Below are 2,096 nucleotides of genomic sequence, written 5' to 3' on the forward strand. Positions count from 1 at the left end.
TGTTATAGTTTCATTGGTTAGAAATATTTTAGCAAGAATAATATCAGAAGGGAATGATTCATTTAAACGACATAATATTACTTGTCCTTTAATTTCGATTAATCTCAGTTTTGATTCTGCTCCAAAGGGATTCCGAGAAATTAATTTTTCAGCGGACGTCCCTAAGTTAACTGCATTAGTGATGGGAAGGGAATTATATGGTGAAAATGCAAACGTTATTTTCATTCGAGAACTAATCCAGAATTCTATTGATGCCATCCGTGCTAGAATGAGATTAGATAAGAAAAAATTTGCTCCAATCATCCATATCTCATACTCAGAACAAACAAACACTTTCGTAGTCGAAGACAATGGAGTTGGGATGTCAAAAATAGAAGCTGAGTCATATTTACTAAAAGTGGGCAGGAGTATTTGGAGATCTAAAAGATTAAATAAAAATGATGACTTATCACCTAGTTCGATTGGTCGGTTTGGTATTGGTTTTGTTTCAGCACTATATGTAAGCAAACAGATAAGGGTCTCAACTAAACGATATAGTCTTAATTCTAATCCTTTTGGTTTAGTAATCCGGTCCGTAGAAAAGCCTGTTTATGTTGATGATAAGGCAGAAAAAAGTGACATAGGTACAAAAATAGAAGTTCATTTAACAGAAAAATTAAATAGTGCTGATTTTAATACACAGCTTAAAAATTTCTTCCTTTTTCATCCTGAAGGTATCAAATTTGACAACCAATTGATTCCTACTACACCCGAAGAGTCACTTTTATTGACCTATAAAAATGGTTTTTCTGGTAAGTTTAATAATTCTTTTCTTTTAGGAAATCAAGTTCACTCAATTAAACTGGAAAACGCCCAATTAAACTATATTATACCTTCGCCTAGCATTATTGAAAACTGGAATTCACAAGATCAAAATTCCTGTATAATAACTAATGGTTGTGTTTTTGTAAGTTCCACATCAATCCATTGGGGAGACCCTGTTTTACAGTCCATGAATTTATTAAATAAAGGGCTATTTATTCTATCACTAAAGGAAGGAAAATATAATATTTCAGCTAGAAGGAATAAAATTGAAATTCCAAATGAAATAGTTTCAGAATTAAATGATCCTTTAGCAAAAACAATAAACGATCAATACTTATCTGAAGTAAAAACTTACTCTGACACAAAAGATTTTTTCTACAAAGAACCTTGGAGAAATATAAAGAAAGTTTTTGATGATACCGTTATCATAAATAATTCTGATCAACTAAAAGAATTTTGTTTAGAACTTACTGTCGAAGGCAAAGATCCGAAGTTGGTACCTCTCGAAAAAATTAATCAATTGCAAGATTATAATTTACTTGATTCAAGTATTGATATTTTTGATTCTACTTTCTATAGAATTTACAAATACCTCAAACCTAATGTCAAATTTATTCTAATTAGAATTTCAAACCGTGATCATTTGTTAAGAAGTTTGATTTCACATAATATTAGAAACATGTCAAGTTCAGACTTCAGAAAGAAAATATATTCTGAAAACTTGATACCAGAAGTATCTGGACATCCATTAACAAAATACCTTACTGAATATACAGCTATTTCTAATAGTGACTTTTTCGTAAAAAATAGTTTAGGAGGCTTATTTTTCGTTCTACAAAATCACCCTTCCATTGAGCAAATAGGCATGAAAAGGAATAAGAAAAGAAGGGCAACAAATCCTTGCGTTTATATAAATGAAGGACATCCCTGGACCATATGTATGTCTAAAATTGATTCAATTAAATTAAATGAGGAAAAACAATTAAAAGTTGAACAGTTAATATACTGGGTTTTAAGGAGTCGTGGAGATGAGCAAAAAAACTATTTGGATCAGCTGGCTGAACTACCAAAGAAATTAGGTTTAACTGACAAAATCATACCTTTATAAAAATAAAAAGCCGCTAACAAAGTGCAAAACGGCAATAGCCAGCAAAAGCTGGCTACTGCGTTTGCACGAGCCGTTAGAGTCCAGGAAGGTGAATATAGGTGAAATAGATCGGCTCCAGATGTCAGTATGTGATAGCTGGGAAGTACGCGGAAGACCGGATCCGGTTTTTTCGTGCAGCACCCAA

The 2,096-nt window shown here is 32.2% G+C and carries 2 protein-coding genes; one reads left to right on the plus strand and one right to left on the minus strand.

What is annotated here, in order from left to right; all coding sequences use genetic code 11:
• A partial coding sequence (locus ACYVAA_RS22800; protein WP_460546365.1) for an ATP-binding protein occupies positions 1 to 1,912 on the plus strand: 1,912 nt, incomplete at its 5' end.
• Here the strand turns inward: ACYVAA_RS22800 and ACYVAA_RS22805 are convergent.
• The coding region (locus ACYVAA_RS22805; protein WP_460546367.1) for a hypothetical protein at positions 1,907 to 2,096 on the minus strand (190 nt) is incomplete at its 5' end. The two genes, ACYVAA_RS22800 and ACYVAA_RS22805, sit on opposite strands and share 6 nt — an antisense overlap.

It is taken from the genome of Echinicola sediminis, from assembly GCF_054777495.1.